This is a genomic window from Halolamina pelagica (assembly GCF_900115675.1).
Lineage (GTDB): Archaea > Halobacteriota > Halobacteria > Halobacteriales > Haloferacaceae > Halolamina > Halolamina pelagica.
In genome coordinates, this window is sequence record NZ_FOXI01000002.1 from 274,787 (window position 1) to 288,485 (window position 13,699).

Below are 13,699 nucleotides of genomic sequence, written 5' to 3' on the forward strand. Positions count from 1 at the left end.
CGCGAAGTTGCGCCCGCCGATACTTATCCGCTTCGCGTTTGCCTCGAACGCGGGAACCGGCCGTGGGTCGGAGGGATCGCTTACCCTCGGCGCTCCAGGACGCGGTCGACGATCTTCCCCGTCGAGAGCAACTCCTCCTCGTACTTCGGGTCGCGCGGGCCCGCACGGTCGATCTCGCAATCGATCCCGCGGTCCGCGAGCGCGGCAGAAAGCGCCGCCTCGTCGTGGTGCTGGTCGTAGCCCAGCACGATCACGTCCGGGTCGATGCGCTCGATGGGGACGAAGATGTCCGACTCGTGGCCCAGGTGGGCCTCGTCGACGGCGTCGATGGCGCCGACCACGTCCCGGCGCTGGCGTGCGGAGAGCACTGGGTCCGCCTTGTGCGACACGTTCGAACTCCGGGCGACGATGACGTGGAGTTCGTTGGCCGTCGCCGCGGCCTCCCGGAGGTAGTGGACGTGCCCTGGGTGGATCAGGTCGAAGGTGCCCTGTGCGACCGCTCGCCGCTTCCCGTCCGACTCCCCGCTCATGGCTCGTCACCGTCGATGCCCAGTTCGGCGTCGATGTCCGCCTGCGTGAAGTCGAAGAAGTCCTCCGGGTCGTCGAGTTCCACGTCGTACACCGGGAGGCTGCGGCGCTTCCCCTCGCGGTCCAGCGCGACCCAGTCGTCGCGGCCGTAGGGGTGGCCCACGATGATGTGGACCTGACCCTTGCCGAACGTCGCGAGGTCGGCCTGCGAGGGTTCGAGCACGCCGTTGGGGTGGGAGTGGATCGAGCCGACCGAGGAGAAGTCGTTTGGGACCATGCTGGTCTTGACCGTCGCGCTCACTGGGTTAGACTCCGTGCCGGGGATGATGAGCACGTCAGTCACGAGCAGGCCGTCGTGGTCGACGTCGAACTCGCGGGCGGGTTCCCCGCGCAGCAGCCCCATGTACTCGTCGGGGTGGCTCTCGCGGGACGCTTCGAGCGCGAACGTGAGGGCGTCGTCGGCGATGCCGACAACGTCGCCCGACCGGGACAGTCCCATTTCCCCGAACTGGGGGACGACGCCAACTAAGGATTCCGGGACGGAGCCGTCGGCGCCGAGCGGGCGGTTCGGCGGGTGCAGGCGGTCCGAACTGGAAGACTTAACACCGGCGACCGCCGAGTTTTCCGTATGACTAACGACTCCGCCGGCGAGGACGCCGGCACCGCCGAGGGCGGTTCGCCCTCGGCCCGTCGGGATGTTCCCGACGACGCGACCGTGGTTTACGATCTCGACGACGACTGTACGATCGACGACGTGGCGGAGGGCGCGCGCTACCTCGTGACCGTCAACGGCGTCGTCGACTACGGCGTCTTCGTCGACGTGTCGGACAACGTCTCGGGGCTGGTCCACGAGTCCGGCCTCGACGGCGAGTACGCGGTCGGCGACGAGCTGGTCGTCGGCCTGACCGAGATCCGGGAGAACGGCGACCTCGCGTTCGAGGAGGTCGACCCCGCCGACAACCGGGTCGTCAGCGTCGAACACGAGCCGGAGATCACCGTCGTCGACGACCTCAGCCGGGGCGAGACGGTGACCGTCGAGGGCGAACTCACTCAGATCAAACAGACGGGCGGCCCGACGATCTTCCACGTCGGCGACGAGACGGGGATCGTCGCCGCCGCCGCGTTCGAGGAGGCGGGCGTACGCGCCTACCCCGAAGCCGAAATCGGTGACGTTGCCCGCGTCACCGGCGAGGTCGGCCTCCACGACGGCGTCAAGCAACTGGAGGTCGAGGACGTGACCGTACTGGACGGCGAGAAGGCTGACGCGGCCCGCGAACGCCTCGACGAGGCCCGTACCGAGCGCGCCGGGCCCGAGAGCGTCGAGCCGCTGGTCGAGTGGCCCGCGTTCGAGAAGCTCCACGGCGATCTCGAGGACCTCGCGCGCCTGCTCCGCCGGACGGTGCTGGAAGGCCGCCCGATCCGGGTGCGTCACCACGCGGACGGCGACGGGATGTGCGCCGCGATTCCCGTCCAGCGCGCGCTGGAGAGCTTCATCCAGGAGGTCCACGCCGACCCCGACGCCGGCCGCCACCTGCTGAAGCGGCTCCCCGCGAAGGCGCCGTTCTACGAGATGGAGGACGTGACCCGGGACCTCAACTTCGCGCTGGAGGGCCGGGCCCGTCACGGCCAGCAGCTCCCGTTCCTGCTGATGCTCGACAACGGGAGCACCGAGGAGGACACCCCGGCGTACCGCAACCTCGCACACTACGACATGCCCATCGCCGTCGTCGACCACCACCACCCGGACCCGGAGGCGGTGAACCCGCTGCTCGACGCCCACGTCAACCCCTACCTCCACGACGAGGACTACAGCATCACCACGGGGATGATGTGCGTCGAACTCGCGCGGATGATCGACCCGGGGATCACCGACGCCCTCCGGCACGTGCCGGCGGTCGCCGGGGTCTCGGACCGCTCCCGGGCCGACGCGATGAGCGACTACGTCGAACTCGCCGCCCAGGAGGGGTACGACCGTGACGACCTCGACGACGTGGGCGAGGCGCTCGACTACGCCGCCCACTTCCTGCGGTACTCCAGCGGCCACTCGGTCGTGAACGACGTGCTCAACGTCGGGTGTGACGACCGGGATCGCCACGAGGAACTGGTCGACTTCCTGTCCTCGCGGGCCGCACGCGACGTCGACGAACAGCTCGACGCCGTCGAGAACCACGTCGAACACGAGACGCTCGAGAGCGACGCCCACCTCTACCGGATCGACCTCGATCAGTGGGCCCACCGCTTCACCTACCCCGCGCCGGGCAAGACCACCGGTGAACTCCACGACACCAAAGTCGAGGAGACGGGCGATCCCGTGATCACGATCGGCTACGGGCCGGACTTCGCCGTCCTCCGGAGCGACGGTGTGCGGCTGGACATCCCCCAGATGGTCGAGGAACTCAACGAGGAGCTGCCCGGCGCCGGCGTCTCCGGCGGCGGCCACCTCGTCGTCGGCTCGATCAAGTTCGTGAAGGGGCGGCGCGAGCAGGTGATCGACGCGCTGGTCGAGAAGATGGGCGAGGCCGAGATCGACGAAGCGCTCTCCTCGACGGCCGCCGCGCTGGACGACTGACCCGGCCGGCGAGGGTCGCCCGGACGGGAGGACTGAGACCCGCTCAGTCACCGGGTATCACCCCTCCCACTTCTCCACCGCCGCGAACGAGAGCGACCGCGTCGCGACGAGTCCGGCGACCAGCACCGCGGCGACGGCGCCCGCGGCGAACAGCCACGTTCTCCCGCCCCCACGTCCGCCCGCCCAGTCGGCGTCGAAGCTCTCGCGGTAGTACGCGACCGGTTCCGGTCCGTGCAGCGCGAGCGCAACCTCGCGGTTCCGGGTCGCGCTGTTCTCGTTCCAGTTGAGCGAGCCGACGACCGCGAGGTCGTCGTCGACCAGCAGCCCCTTCGCGTGGATCTTCTCGTACCGGCCGCCGGGTTCGGCGACGCGAGCCGATAGCGGGGCGTCGTTGCGCGCGGCCCAGTCGTTCAGCCACGAGACCAGCGCCTCGTTCTCCTCGGCAACGTACCAGGCCCCCGAGAGAAGGATCCGGACCTCGACGCCGCGCTGGGCCGCCCGAAGCGTCGCGCGGACGAGCGCGTTGTCCTGACGACCCAGGCTCGGCTGGAGCACGTCGACGCGCGCCTCGGCCGCGTCGATGGCCGCGATCAGTGTGGACTCCGCGTTGCCGGGCGCGGTCAGGAGCGTCACGTTCGTCGCCGTGACGTTGGCCGGAGCCTGCTCGGTGGGGTAGCTCCCGTTCGCGGCCGGGATCGACTCGAACTGTCGGTTCCGGCGGAACGTCTCCCACGCGCTGGTGTCGGCCGCGTCAGCGTCGTTCCGGAACAGGGTAGCGAGTTCGTCGGCGGTCGTGCCGTTTTCGACGCGGACCCCCCACCCGCGACTCGACGCGCCGCCGACGCCCGCTGGCTTCCAGTTCTCGGAGAGCACGAGCGCCTGCCCGTCGGCGACGGCGTACTTCGGGTGGTGGTAGCTGAATCGGTTGGCGCCGACCCCGACGACGCGAACGTCGACGCCCGCGGCAGTGAGGCGGTCGAGCAGGCGTGCCTGGCGCGCCGAGGGGCCCTCGACCGGTTCGGCCTCGACCAGCACCCGCACGTCGACGCCGCGTGACGCCGCGGCGAGGAGTGCGTCGGCGACGCGCTCGGAAGTGAACGTGTAGCCTGCGAGCAGCAGGCGCTCGTTCGCGCTCCGGAGCGTCGAGAGCGGCACCTCGGGCGAATCTGGGAGCAAGAACGCGGTGGCGTTGGCTGGGCCAGTCGCGATCGGCGATCGCGGGTCGAGGCCGCGCGGACGCCACTCGTCGACGGCGGGGAGATAGCGCTCGCCCTCCTCGGTCTCCTCGTAGCGGACGCGGTGGACGGTCTCGTTGTCGCGTCGGAGCACGACCGTCTCGCCCGTGTTCGCCAGCGCGAACGAGCCCTCGACGATCGCCGTCTCGGCGCCGACGTGATCGCCGACGATCACAGGCTCGGGGGTGACGAGGACCCGTCCCGACCGGTTTCGCAGCCGGACCGTCGATTCGCCGTCGGAGACGCTCCAGTTCCCGACGTGAGGGAGTTCGACGATGACGTACTCGCCCGTGTCGCCGTTCCGGACTGGGTCGGGGTAGAGTTCGAGGACGACGGCGGAGCCGTTGGAGGTGTTCCCGGCCCCGACAGGTGGGGGCGAAACGGGCGCGGAACCGCTTGGGGCGCCGTCGGCGGCGACCCCGCCGACGCTCGCGAGTGCGAGTACGAACGCGAGACCGAGGAGCAGACTCGCGACGGGAGTCAGCCACTGACGGGACTCGCGTCCCCGGCGGCGGTCGCTCGAGTGGTGCTGTCGCGCCACGGGCGGGGTGGTCCCCCGATCCTTGATAAACTCTCGCCGGACCGATCGCTACATCCCCATGTCCGCGGCGGGATCGGGGACGGGGAGGTCGTCGACGCCCACGCCGAGCAGTTCCGCGACGTGGTCGAGCGCCATGTCGAAGCCGTAGTAGCGTTCGAGTTCGTCGCCTCCGGGGCCGGTCCTGACTTTCAGCATCGCGTAGCCGTCGACGTTCTGGGCGATCGAGGCAGTCCGCCCCTCGCGCTCGAAGTCGAGTCGGCGTTCGCCAGCTTCCTCGACGTACCGGGCGGTCACGTCGCCCGCCGTCAGTTCGGTCGCGCCCTGGTGGTCGGTCATGGCCGGCGGTTCGGGAGCCCGCGAGTAAGAACCCTCGGTGTCGGCGTCCCGCGGTGCAGGCTTATGGGTCGGCGGCCCCTACGGGGAACTATGACTGACCGCCGCGACCCCGATTCGGAGGAGCTACGGGAGCTCCTCGCGGACCTGGAGTCGACGCTCGTCGACCTCCGCAGCGAGGTGGACGACGACCGACGCGACGTGCCGCGGATCCCGCGCGGGCTTCCGGGCGGCGGCCGACCTGCCCCCCGACCGCCACGACTCCGTGAGGTGCTGCGCTTCACCGAGGAGTACACCATCCCCACGCTCGTCTCCATCCTGGAAGCGAACATCCGACTGCTCCAACTCGGCGGGGCGGCGCTGCGCGCGCTCGACCCGGAGCGCTCGGCAGTCCCCGGTGGCGTTGAGGGTGACGGCGCCGTCAGCCGCGCGCTCGACGCCGGTCGCGGGCTCTCGGCCGACCGTCTCGCGAACAGCCTCGACGAACTGAACGACGCACTCGCGGGGACCGAGGCGCCCGACCCCGAAGCTCGGGAACTCCTGGCCGAGGCCGAGTCGCTCTCCGCGGAGATCCAGGATCGTCTCCGGGAGGCGGGCGACCGCGTCGACGGCGCGCGTCCGGAGCGGGCGGCCGAGCAGCCGGACGACGCCGTCCACATCGACGGTGCGGACGCGAGCGGGGATGACCGACGCGAAGCGGACACGACCGATGAATCCGCGGAATCCCCGGGGCCGGACGTCGACGCCGAACTCGACTCGATCCGGGAGGAGGTCAGGGGAGCGGACGAGGGGAACGGTGGCGAGAGCGAAGGGGACGACGACGCCGACGGGACGGCGCCGGAGTAGCTACTCCTCGACGGGGCGGAACCGGAACCCGTCCCACGCCTGACTCTCGGGCTCGCGGATCCCCGCCTCGGGGTCGCGGAGTTCCTCGACGTGGACGGGTTCGACCGCGTCGCCGATGTCGATGTCCCCGGTTTCGAGTTGCCCCAGCGCGCGGACCGGCCGGCCGTCCACGTCGAACTCCACGATCGCGAGGTGGTTGGGCTGGCGAACGCCCGGCGGCGTCGCCGTCGACGTGGTCCAGGTCACCACCTCGGCGGTGTACTCGCTGAGGTCGACGGTGCCGACCGGCTCCTCACCGTCCGGTCCCCGCGGGTGGCCGGGGTAGGTGACGCTGCCGTCGGGGTAGCGGTACGCGGTCATCTCCGGGTGGCCGGTCTCTGCGTCGGTCGTGTCGTCGTTCTGGTCAGTCATTCTGCCTCCGGGGTTTCGAGGATGGTGGTGGTCACGCAGTTGCCGAAGCCGCCGACGTTGCAGGCCAGCCCGACTTCGGGCTCGTCGAGCTGGCGGTCGCCGGCCTCGCCGAGTAACTGTTCGTACACTTCGACGGCCTGTGCGACGCCCGAGGCGCCGAGGGGATGGCCCTTCGACTTCAGGCCGCCGGAGGTGTTGATGGGGAGGTCGCCGTCGCGTTCGGTCCGGCCCTCCTCGATGGCCTTCCAGCCTTCGCCCTTCTCGGCGAAGCCGAGGTCCTCGAACTGGAGGAACTCGAGGATGGTGAACATGTCGTGGAGTTCCGCGAAGTCGACGTCCTCGGGGGCGCGGTCGGCCATTTCGTAGGCCTGCTCGCTCGACTCGACGACGCCGCGCATCGTCGTCGGGTCCGCGCGCTCGTGGACGACGTGAGTGTCCGTCGCGCCCGCGACGCCGCTGACCACGACGTACTCGTCGGTGATCTCCCGGGCCACTGACTCGGGACAGAACAGCAGCGCCGCCGACCCGTCGGTGATCGGACAGAAGTCGTAGAGCCGCAGGGGGTCGGCGACGATGGGCGATTCGAGGACGGTGTCGAGGTCGACCTCCTTCCGGAACTGCGCTTTGGGGTTGTCGACGCCGTTCTCGTGGTTCTTGACCGCGACCTTCCCCAGGCTCTCCCGGGGCGCGCCGTACGAATCGAGGTAGAGCCGTGCGGTCAGGCCGGCGAAGGAGGGGAGCGTGACCCCGTGTTTGTACTCCACCGGGTGGGTGAGGGAGGCGATCACGTCCGTCGCCTCGCCCGTCGTCTTGTGGGTCATCTTCTCGCCGCCGACCAGGAGCGTGGTCTCGCTGGCGCCGGAGGCGACCGACTGCCACGCGGCGTAGATGCCGGCGCCGCCCGAGGAGGAGGTCTGGTCGATCCGGGCGGTGTAGGCCGGCTGGGCGGCGAGGTCGTGGGCGAGCATGTTCGGGACGCCCGTCTGTCCCTCCAGTTCGCCGCTGGCCATGTTCGAGACGTACAGGTGGTCGACGGCATCGGCGTCGACGCCGGCGTCGTCGAGACACTCGGCGCCGGCCTCCGCGAGCAGGTCGCGGAGCCACTCCCCCTCGCGGTCGCCGAAGGGGGTCATCGACGCGCCGACGATGGCGACTCGGTCCATACCGGGGGGCCGGCCGCGGGTCGCTTACGCGTTTCCCTTCGCGGAACACGAGCGATTTATGGCCGCGCCGGCGCCACCACCGGCCATGAACCTCTCCGACCCCGCCGACGCGGGGAAACTCGCCGCGGTCGTCGCCGCCGCAGTCGCGGTCGTCGTCTTCGCGCCGCTGGTGCTGGTGACCGGGACCGGGGCCACCATCGGCGCCTACTACGCGGCCGGCCCGTTCGGGCTGACCGCGGTGGGCCTGCTCGCGGTCGTCGCCGCCGTCGTGTTCCTCTCGGTCGGGCAGCCACACACCGACGCGCTGACGCTCTCGGGCGTCGGCGCCGTCGTCGCGCTGGGCGTCGTGCTGACCGCCGTCGCGTGGGTGCTCACCCTCGACTCGACAGTCCTGTTCGGCTTCCCTGTGGAATACGCCTGGATCGAGAACCACCGCTGGGCCGTCCTCGGCGGGGCGATCGTGCTGACGGCTGTCTCGGGGCTGCAGGCCCGGACGGTGCTGTGAGTCGTGACCGCGACCGTTATCCTCCCGACTGATCTACCCCGACCGTGACCGACTGGCCACCGGTGGACCCGACCGACGCCGAAGCGATCGCCGAGCAGCGCGACGAGGTCGTCGCCGCCGTCACCGACCACGCCGGGGGGATCGCCTACCAGCTCGCCCGCCTGCAGGGCGGCGACTACGGCCGCGAGACGTTCGAGACGCCCGGCGGCGAGTGGACGGTGAAACACGAGGCCGGCGAGCTCGACTTCCTCAAGTTCGACCCCACGAGCGGCTCGGCGGTGTACGTCGTCTCCACCAAGCGCCAGCCCGACCCCGAGCCCCTCGCCGCGGCGCTTTCGGACTACGCGGCGTTCGTCGATGCCTACCACGAGTACGTCCAGGCGGCCGAGGAGACGCTCGCGGACGTGACGACCGATTTCCCGGAAGCCAGAACGACCGAGAACGCCGTCGCCGAACGCCGACGCGTGCTCGACCGCGTCGAGGGGGTCTGCGACCGGATCGCGGGCGAACTCCGCCGCTTCGAGGGCGGCGACTACGGCACGTACGCCGAGCGGATCGACGGCCTGCGCTGGGAGCTCAACTGGGACCGTGACGGCGTCTCCTACCTCCGTGTCGGGGGCAGCGACGGGGTCTATCTCGTCTCGCAGTACCAGCCGCCCGCGGCCTCGGACGTGCGCCGGTTCGTCCCGAAGTTCCCGGCGTTCGTCGACGCCTACAACGAGCACGTCGACGAACTGGAGGCGACGCTCGAACCCGTCGAACTCTGAGTGCCAGCGGTCGACGCGGCGTCCCGCGTGGGGATCTCTGTCCCGAAAGGGCCTTATGTCCCACCGCATTACTAGTAGGTGGACTAGGTCGGGCGGTTAGGCCCCGCTCGTCACCCCCGAGATAGTCTTCAGGGGGGACCGAACCCCGGGCTCGTCCGGTCAGACCGACGCGGGCCTCGGGAGCCGACGTCGAAGCCTCGTCCGCCGGGGACAGCGGTCCGCGACGCTCGCCCGCAGGGGCGATCCGCCGCGGTTCATCGACGACACTGGGTCAGGCGCGGAAGCGAGCAGCCCACCGTCGGACGCCCGTCGCTCGTCGGGCCGCGGGGTGGAGGAGGCAACCGAGACTCCCCGTGTCGGAACGCCGGGCAACCCCGGCCCGTCCGCCATTCATTCCGTTCTCAGTTCCCGAGCCGACGGCTCGCCGTTCACACGTCAAAGAAATCGTAGACTGTTGGGAAATTCTGAACTGTGCAGGCCGCTCAGGCCCGCTTGTACTGGTCCGGCCACTCCGGCGCGTTCTCGGCGTCGAGTTCGCGGCCCGCGTGCAGCGTGAAGTACGGGTCCCGGAGGTGTTCACGGGCAAGCAGCACGGCGTCGGCGCGCTCGTTGCCGACCAGCGCCTCGGCGTGGGTCGCGTCGGTGATGCCGCCGACGGTGCCGACCGCGATCCCGTCACTGCCGGCCGCCAGTTCGTCGCCCGAAAGGGTCTGGTCCTCCGCGGCCAGCGTCTCGCGGATCGTTTCGGCGTACTGGACCTGGTAGCCCGGGCCGGTCCGGGGGAGCTCCTGGTCGGGGTGGATGCCCCCGGAGGACACGTCGAGGAAGTCGACGCCGATCTCCCCGAGTTCGCTCGCGAGGCGGGCCGACTGCGCCACGTCCCACGAGTCCCGGTCCCGGAGCCAGTCGGTCGCGGAGATCCGTACGAAGATCGGCTTCCCGTCCGGCCAGACCTCGCGGACGCCCTCGCAGACCTCCCGGAGGAGCTTCGTCCGGCCCTCGAAGTCGCCGCCGTAGGCGTCGTCGCGGTCGTTGCTCACCGGCGAGAGGAACTCGTGGAGCAGGTAGCCGTGGGCGGCGTGGATCTCCGGCACCTCGAAGCCGGCGTCCAGCGCGTACTCGGCGGCGTCGACGAAGGAGTCGATCACGTCCTCGATGTCGTCCTGATCCATCCGCTCGGTCGGCGCCGTGTTCGCTCCGTCGCGGGGGTAAGGTTCGTCGGAGGGGCCTTTGGGCGTCCAGCCGCCCTCGTCCTCTTTCACGAGGCGGGGGCCGTCCTCCCACGGCCGGCGGGTGCTGGCTTTCCGGCCGGCGTGGGCCAGTTGGATCGCCGGAACGCTGCCCTGCTCGCGGATGAACTCGGCGGTCGGGGCGAGCGCGTCGGCGTGCTCCTGGCTCCAGATGCCGAGGTCCTCCGGCGAGATGCGCCCGCGGGGCTCGACGGCGGTCGCCTCGGCGATCACGACGCCGGCGCCGCCGACGGCGCGGCTCCCGAGGTGGACGTGGTGCCAGTCGGTCGCCAGCCCGTCGCGGTCGTCACAGGAGTACTGGCACATCGGCGACACAATCACGCGGTTCGGGATCGTCGTCTCACGCAGCGTGAGCGGTTCGAAGAGTGAAGCGTTCACGGCTGACCGTTCGCCCGCGCGGGAAAAGCGCTGTCGGCTCGTGTCCGGATTGCCGATTTTCGCCGACTGCGAGCGCCGTCGGCGCACCGTGCCGGATTCGGGAGCTTTTCACCGACGCCGCGGGGAGAGGGGGTATGGCACTATCCACGGCGGAGATCATGGAGATCAGTCTGGACCTCGTCGGCTGGGACGAGGTGCCGGCAGACAGCGGGATCCACGTCTCGGGCGACGACCTCGAAACCGCGCTGGTCGGGATCGACCTCGAGTCGCCGGAGATCCAGCTCGCCGAGCGCGAGGGGTACGACCTCGTGCTCGCCCACCACCCGCCGGGCGGCGATCCGCGCGTCAACTTCGCCCCAGTCCTCGACAAGCAGGTCGAGTTCATGACCGCCCACGGCGTTCCCGAGGAGCGCGCCGAGGAGGCGGCGTCGGGCATCATCTCCGGCATGGAGCACGCGGGCCACAGCGCGAACTACCGCCACGACCCCTCCATGGCCGAGCATCTCGACATCCCGTACATGAACGTCCACCTCGCGCCGGACGAACTCGGGCGCCGCCGCTTCCGCGAGGTCGCCGACGACCTCGATGACGACGCGACGGTCGGCGAGTTCGCCGACGAACTCGGCGAGATCCCGGAGATCGAGGAGGCCATCACCGACGTGGAGCTCCGGCTCGGCGAGCGAGACAACGACCTCGGCGAGGTCGCGATCCACCACGCCGCGGGCACCAACGGCGGCAGCGACGTGGCCAGCGCCTACTTCGACCACGGCGTCGACACCGTGCTCTACATCCACGTCGGCGCCGGCGACACGGCGGAACTCCGGGAGGAGTACGGCGACACGGGGAAGAACCTCGTCGTCACCGGCCACATCGCCAGCGACGCGATCGGGATGAACGAGTTCATCGACGCGCTCGAGGCGGAGGGCCTGGACTGCGACACCGTCTCGGGCTGTGGCATCGGCCGGTAGGCCGCGCCGTCTGCCGGGCGTAACGTTATAGGTCGCGCTCGAGTATCCGGTGACGTAATGGGGGAACGCGGGAACGACGGACCGTCGAACGCGACGGAGCCGCGACCGATCGGGGGGAACGACTCTGCCGAACAGCACGCGTCGACCGAGAGTGACGCGTCGTCGCCGACCGACGACGAGAGCGACCGGCTTGCGGCGCTCGAAGCCCGCATCGAGCGGCTCGAGGCCGGCAGCGACGACCGAGCCAGTGAGCGGCGGGACGAGCGCGTCGCCGACCTCGCCGAGGAGGTGGCGGCGCTCCGTGAGACCACCGACCGACTGGAGTCGACGCTCTCGGACGCCGTGGACGAACTCGACGCGATCCGGGGATCGGAGTACGGCGCCGTCGACGAGAAGCGCGAGCGGCAGTTCGAGACCGCCGTGAAGTCGATGGTGGCCTTCCACCAGCTCGCGACCGAGGTGCTCGACGTGCGCGTCGAGAACTACGAGCCCGCCGCCGGCCACGCCGACGCCGAGCGGGTCGAGGCAACCCGGGAGCGGATCGCGGACGCACTCGGCGTCGGCCAGCGCGTCGGCGCCGACGACAGGCTCGAACTGGACGACGAGGCCGACTGGCCCGACCCGGAGGAGGCCGCCAACGGGGGCCGCGTGTTCGGTGGTGACGACGGTGGACTCGCCGCCGAAGACACCGTCGACGCCGCCGACACGACACCGGAGTCCGAGGCGCCGGACACCGGCGTCTATCCGCCGATCGGCGGGAGCGAAGGCGCGTCGGGAACCGACGACGATGCGGGATCGGGCCAGGACGAGCCGGCCGAGGGGGGCTCCTTCCCGCGGAGCCTCCGGCCCGACGACGGTGACGAGGCCGGGAACCCGTGGCGCCTCACCGGCGTCGAGCCGGCGACCGCGCGGGACGTTCGCGACACGGTTCAGGCGTCGCGAGCCTCCGGGGACACGTCCGCCGACGCACCCCCCGAGGGCGAGGCGTTCGCCCGGATCGTCGGTGACGCGCCGACCGGAGGGACGGGGCGGTCGACACCGCCGAGTGATGCGGGGGTTCCTGGGGCCGTCGACGACCAGCCAGTCCCGACCGACGACGACGACTGAACCCCGCGATCCCACACGCGCGGTGGCGGTCCGAACCCCGGTTTCGTTCTGCTTAACTCCGCGGACGAGCAAACCCGCGTGTGGATCCCTTCGACGTGCTCGGCGTCGATCCCGACGCCGACGACGCCGAGATCTCCCGGGCTTACCGTCGACGCGTGAAGGAGACGCATCCGGACCAGGGTGGCTCCCGCGAGGCGTTCATGCGACTGCAGCAGGCCTACGCCGCGGTCCGGGACGGGACCGTCGAGGTGAACGAGGACGGGTCGATCACCGAGACGACCGACGGAGACGATTCTGCAGCCACCAGCGAGCCACAGGGTCCCCCGCCGGGCACGTCGCGGATGGAGTACCTCGACTACGAGGTGTTGGCCGACCACGGCTGGGAGATCGACGACGACGACCTGTTCGAGGTGGCGTCGAACGCCGACTTGGGGCCGGGCGAGTACGGCCGCCTGCTCGTCGACCACGAGGAGACGCTGCTCGAGGCCGCGGAACGCTGCGGGTTCGCGTGGCCGTACGCCTGTCGCGGCGGGGCCTGTGCGAACTGCGCGGTGCTGCTCCGGGAGGGGGACGTCGAGATGGCACAGAGCCACGTGCTCCCTGAGGGGATGGTCGACGAGGGGATCCGCCTCTCCTGTCTCTGTCGGCCGCGGAGCGACGAGCTCCAGGTCGTGTACAACGTGAAACACCTGCCGGGGCTGGACGAACTCCGCCTGCCCTCCCAGCAGTTCTGAGCTACCGGCGCCCGCCGGCGGGGTGTTTCCGCCGCCGTTCGACGGCCGGGTTCGTCCACGCCCAGTCGGCGTCGACGTGGTCGAACGCGCGGGCGGGGTCGTCGACGGCCTGGCCCAGCGGGCGGGCGCTGCCCAGGTCCGGGCCGACGTCGGTGATCCGGACCGCCGCGACACAGCGCGTGCGGTCGGAGTAGTACACCGCCTCGTCGGCGCCGGCCAGCACGCCGACGAGCGTTCGGTTCCCAACGTCGGCGTCGAACAGCAGGTCGGCCGTGCGCTTGCGGACGCTCACGTCGGGGGTTCGCGGGCGCAGCGCCCGGACGAGCGCGTCGAACGGCGTCGTGGTACGCGTTCGAGTAGCCAT

General features: G+C 70.7%; 15 protein-coding genes and 1 other RNA gene. 8 read left to right on the forward strand and 8 right to left on the reverse strand.

Going from position 1 to position 13,699, the window contains the following annotated elements; all coding sequences use genetic code 11:
* Positions 1-80 precede the first annotated feature (80 nt).
* Together BMZ83_RS04045 and BMZ83_RS04050 are read right to left on the reverse strand one after the other, a co-directional pair.
* Positions 81-530, reverse strand: coding sequence for an adenylyltransferase/cytidyltransferase family protein (locus tag BMZ83_RS04045; RefSeq protein WP_074875888.1), 450 nt, complete (start codon positions 528-530; stop codon positions 81-83).
* Entirely contained in the window at positions 527-1,027 is a 501-nt protein-coding gene (locus tag BMZ83_RS04050; protein ID WP_074875891.1) for a Mov34/MPN/PAD-1 family protein, read from the reverse strand. Before BMZ83_RS04050 ends, BMZ83_RS04045 begins: the two co-directional genes overlap by 4 nt.
* A gap of 129 nt (positions 1,028-1,156) precedes the next feature.
* Here BMZ83_RS04050 and BMZ83_RS04055 point away from each other — a divergent pair, with 129 nt between their 5' ends.
* Positions 1,157-3,097, forward strand: coding sequence for a DHH family phosphoesterase (locus BMZ83_RS04055; protein WP_074875893.1), 1,941 nt, complete (start codon positions 1,157-1,159; stop codon positions 3,095-3,097).
* A 57-nt stretch (positions 3,098-3,154) separates the two neighbouring features.
* Here the strand turns inward: BMZ83_RS04055 and BMZ83_RS04060 are convergent, their stop codons facing one another.
* Positions 3,155-4,873, reverse strand: a complete 1,719-nt coding sequence (locus tag BMZ83_RS04060) for a phospholipase D-like domain-containing protein (RefSeq protein WP_079990106.1) — start codon at positions 4,871-4,873, stop codon at positions 3,155-3,157.
* Between the two features lie 48 nt (positions 4,874-4,921).
* The gene (locus BMZ83_RS04065; protein ID WP_074875895.1) at positions 4,922-5,209 is read right to left on the reverse strand and encodes a DUF7111 family protein; all 288 of its coding nucleotides are present in this window, start codon (positions 5,207-5,209) and stop codon (positions 4,922-4,924) included.
* Positions 5,210-5,299: 90 nt separating this feature from the next.
* Between BMZ83_RS04065 and BMZ83_RS04070 the strand changes: the two genes are divergently transcribed.
* Positions 5,300-6,052, forward strand: a complete 753-nt coding sequence (locus BMZ83_RS04070; protein ID WP_079990107.1) for a DUF7547 family protein — start codon at positions 5,300-5,302, stop codon at positions 6,050-6,052.
* On the opposite strand, the gene BMZ83_RS04075 is transcribed toward BMZ83_RS04070, so the two are convergent.
* Together BMZ83_RS04075 and BMZ83_RS04080 are read right to left on the reverse strand one after the other, a co-directional pair.
* A complete protein-coding gene (locus BMZ83_RS04075; RefSeq protein ID WP_074875899.1) occupies positions 6,053-6,463 on the reverse strand; it encodes an OB-fold domain-containing protein in 411 nt (136 codons plus the stop codon). It lies immediately after the preceding gene.
* A complete protein-coding gene (locus BMZ83_RS04080) occupies positions 6,460-7,626 on the reverse strand; it encodes a thiolase domain-containing protein (RefSeq protein WP_074875901.1) in 1,167 nt (388 codons plus the stop codon). Before BMZ83_RS04080 ends, BMZ83_RS04075 begins: the two co-directional genes overlap by 4 nt.
* Positions 7,627-7,711: 85 nt before the next feature.
* Here BMZ83_RS04080 and BMZ83_RS04085 point away from each other — a divergent pair, with 85 nt between their 5' ends.
* From BMZ83_RS04085 to ffs, 3 genes are all read left to right on the forward strand, one after another.
* On the forward strand, positions 7,712-8,131 hold the full coding sequence (locus BMZ83_RS04085; protein ID WP_074875903.1) for a DUF7548 family protein: 420 nt from the start codon (positions 7,712-7,714) through the stop codon (positions 8,129-8,131).
* A gap of 44 nt (positions 8,132-8,175) precedes the next feature.
* Positions 8,176-8,898 carry a hypothetical protein gene (locus BMZ83_RS04090; protein ID WP_218144677.1) on the forward strand — a complete coding sequence of 241 codons (723 nt, stop codon included), beginning with the start codon at positions 8,176-8,178 and terminating at the stop codon, positions 8,896-8,898.
* 76 nt (positions 8,899-8,974) lie between these two features.
* Positions 8,975-9,287: signal recognition particle sRNA (gene ffs, locus BMZ83_RS04095), an RNA gene on the forward strand.
* 93 nt (positions 9,288-9,380) lie between these two features.
* Here ffs and BMZ83_RS04100 read toward each other — a convergent pair.
* Complete coding sequence (locus BMZ83_RS04100; RefSeq protein ID WP_074875905.1) at positions 9,381-10,526, reverse strand: NADH:flavin oxidoreductase/NADH oxidase; 1,146 nt, start codon at positions 10,524-10,526, stop codon at positions 9,381-9,383.
* A 134-nt stretch (positions 10,527-10,660) separates the two neighbouring features.
* Between BMZ83_RS04100 and BMZ83_RS04105 the strand changes: the two genes are divergently transcribed.
* From BMZ83_RS04105 to fer, 3 genes are all read left to right on the forward strand, one after another.
* Entirely contained in the window at positions 10,661-11,494 is an 834-nt protein-coding gene (locus tag BMZ83_RS04105) for a hypothetical protein (RefSeq protein WP_074875907.1), read from the forward strand.
* Positions 11,495-11,551: 57 nt separating this feature from the next.
* Positions 11,552-12,601, forward strand: coding sequence for a hypothetical protein (locus BMZ83_RS04110; protein ID WP_074875909.1), 1,050 nt, complete (start codon positions 11,552-11,554; stop codon positions 12,599-12,601).
* Between the two features lie 80 nt (positions 12,602-12,681).
* Positions 12,682-13,335: a ferredoxin Fer gene (gene fer / locus BMZ83_RS04115; RefSeq protein WP_074875911.1), complete on the forward strand. Its 654-nt coding sequence runs from the start codon at positions 12,682-12,684 to the stop codon at positions 13,333-13,335.
* Between the two features lies 1 nt (position 13,336).
* Here fer and BMZ83_RS04120 read toward each other — a convergent pair whose 3' ends face one another.
* Positions 13,337-13,699, reverse strand: a complete 363-nt coding sequence (locus tag BMZ83_RS04120) for a hypothetical protein (protein ID WP_074875913.1) — start codon at positions 13,697-13,699, stop codon at positions 13,337-13,339.

Excerpts from the sequence above, each read along its gene's own strand:
- BMZ83_RS04045 (WP_074875888.1), bottom strand. The coding sequence starts at position 530 with ATGAGCGGGGAGTCGGACGGGAAGCGGCGAGCGGTCGCACAGGGCACC.
- BMZ83_RS04050 (WP_074875891.1), bottom strand. The coding sequence starts at position 1,027 with ATGGGACTGTCCCGGTCGGGCGACGTTGTCGGCATCGCCGACGACGCC.
- BMZ83_RS04055 (WP_074875893.1), top strand. The coding sequence starts at position 1,157 with ATGACTAACGACTCCGCCGGCGAGGACGCCGGCACCGCCGAGGGCGGT.
- BMZ83_RS04065 (WP_074875895.1), bottom strand. The coding sequence starts at position 5,209 with ATGACCGACCACCAGGGCGCGACCGAACTGACGGCGGGCGACGTGACC.
- BMZ83_RS04070 (WP_079990107.1), top strand. The coding sequence starts at position 5,300 with ATGACTGACCGCCGCGACCCCGATTCGGAGGAGCTACGGGAGCTCCTC.
- BMZ83_RS04075 (WP_074875899.1), bottom strand. The coding sequence starts at position 6,463 with ATGACTGACCAGAACGACGACACGACCGACGCAGAGACCGGCCACCCG.
- BMZ83_RS04080 (WP_074875901.1), bottom strand. The coding sequence starts at position 7,626 with ATGGACCGAGTCGCCATCGTCGGCGCGTCGATGACCCCCTTCGGCGAC.
- BMZ83_RS04085 (WP_074875903.1), top strand. The coding sequence starts at position 7,712 with ATGAACCTCTCCGACCCCGCCGACGCGGGGAAACTCGCCGCGGTCGTC.
- BMZ83_RS04105 (WP_074875907.1), top strand. The coding sequence starts at position 10,661 with ATGGCACTATCCACGGCGGAGATCATGGAGATCAGTCTGGACCTCGTC.
- BMZ83_RS04110 (WP_074875909.1), top strand. The coding sequence starts at position 11,552 with ATGGGGGAACGCGGGAACGACGGACCGTCGAACGCGACGGAGCCGCGA.
- BMZ83_RS04120 (WP_074875913.1), bottom strand. The coding sequence starts at position 13,699 with ATGGCTACTCGAACGCGTACCACGACGCCGTTCGACGCGCTCGTCCGG.